Here is a 1,199-nt window from a genome sequence, read left to right as displayed (position 1 = left end):
AGGCTACCCCAACAAGGTGATCCGGCTGGTTGTGCCCTTTGCACCCGGTGGCACCACCGACATCATTGCGCGCGTGATCGCCGAGCCGCTGGGCCGCGTGCTTGGCCAGAGCGTGATCGTGGACAACAAGGCCGGTGGCGGCGGCATTGTGGGTGCGGCCGAACTCGCCCGTGCCACGGCCGACGGCTACACGCTGGGCGTGGCCACCGTGTCCACCACCGCAGCCAACCCCGCCATCAACCCCAAGACGCCGTACAACCCGCTGACGGACTTCTCGCCCATCATCAACATTGCGGCCACCCCCAACATCATTGCGGTGAACCCCAGCTTCCCGGCCAAGGACTACAAGGCGTTTTTGGCGGAACTCAAGAAGTCGCCTGGCAAGTATTCGTACTCGTCGTCCGGCACGGGCGGCATCGGCCACCTGCAGATGGAGCTGTACAAGAACCTCTCGGGCACCTTTGTGACCCACATCCCCTACCGGGGCGCGGGCCCGGCCCTGAACGACACCGTGGCCGGCCAGGTCCCCATGATTTTTGACAACCTGCCCTCGGCGCTGCCCTTCATCAAGGAAAACCGCCTGGTGCCCATCGTCGTTGCGGCGCCCCAGCGCGTGGCGGCCCTGCCCAATGTGCCCACCTTCAAGGAACTGGGCCTGGAGCCGGTGAACCGCATGGCCTACTACGGCATCGTGGGTCCCAAGGGTCTGCCCAAGGATGTGGTGGACAAGATCAACGCCGGTGTGCGCAAGGCCCTGGAAGACCCGGCCGTGAAGAAGCGCATCGAAGACACGGGCTCGCTCGTGATCGGCAACACGCCCGAGCAGTTTGCAGAGCAGATCAAGGCCGAGTTCGCGGTCTACAAGGATGTGGTCGTCAAGCAGAAGCTGACGCTGGAATAAAAGCCACCGCCTCCGTCCCCAGCCGCCTTCGGGCGGCTTTTTTGTGCCCGTGGAGTCGAATGCCCGCGATGCATGCTATGGTTTTTGGATGCTTGCCCCCAGTCTGAACGCCATCGACACCTTTGTGGACGCCCTGTGGCTGGAAGATGGCCTGTCGCGCAACACGCTGGCCGCCTACCGGCGCGACCTGACGCTGTATGCGCAGTGGCTGGCCGACCAGCAGCCCGCCCTGGCGCTGGACGACACGGCCGAACACCACCTGCAGGCCTATTTTGCCGCCCGCCATGCGCAGACCCGC

2 protein-coding genes are annotated in these 1,199 nt (G+C 64.7%); both read left to right on the top strand.

Annotated elements, in window-relative coordinates; all coding sequences use genetic code 11:
- Nucleotides 1–901, top strand: a 901-nt coding sequence (locus DBR23_RS26840; protein ID WP_233250776.1) for a tripartite tricarboxylate transporter substrate binding protein BugE, incomplete at its 5' end; no start/stop codon positions are given.
- An 88-nt stretch (nucleotides 902–989) separates the two neighbouring features.
- A partial coding sequence (locus tag DBR23_RS31935) for a site-specific integrase (protein WP_233250775.1) occupies nucleotides 990–1,199 on the top strand: 210 nt, incomplete at its 3' end.

The sequence above is a fragment of the Acidovorax sp. HMWF018 genome (assembly GCF_003061035.1).
Classification (GTDB): Bacteria; Pseudomonadota; Gammaproteobacteria; order Burkholderiales; family Burkholderiaceae_C; genus Acidovorax; species Acidovorax delafieldii.
This window is presented reverse-complemented; position numbering and strand designations above follow the sequence as displayed.